Here is a 282-nt window from a genome sequence, read left to right as displayed (position 1 = left end):
AGGGCTGGTCCCTGGAGGAACTGGCCACCCGCGCGCACCTCAGCCAGTCCTCGCTCAGCCGCATCGAGAACGGTCAGCGCCGCCTCGCGCTGGACCAGCTCGTCACCCTCGCCCGCGCCCTGGATACCACCCTCGACCAGCTCGTCGAGACGGCCGCCGACGATGTCGTCACCAGCCCGACGATCGACGGAGCCCACGGCCGGATGCGCTGGCTTGTAAAGGGCGACCCCGGCATGAGTGTGGTGCGCCAGCGCATGACCGAACCGCCGCCCGAGAACCCGG

General features: G+C 70.9%; 1 protein-coding gene. It reads left to right on the top strand.

Annotated features, from left to right (window positions below; genetic code table 11):
• A partial coding sequence (locus tag C6N31_RS42890) for a helix-turn-helix domain-containing protein (RefSeq protein ID WP_198359714.1) occupies window positions 1-282 on the top strand: 282 nt, incomplete at both ends.

The organism is Streptomyces fildesensis, from assembly GCF_016107395.1.
GTDB lineage: Bacteria > Actinomycetota > Actinomycetes > Streptomycetales > Streptomycetaceae > Actinacidiphila > Actinacidiphila fildesensis.
The sequence above is the reverse complement of the archived record's forward strand: the minus strand, read 5'-3'. Positions and strand labels throughout refer to the sequence as shown.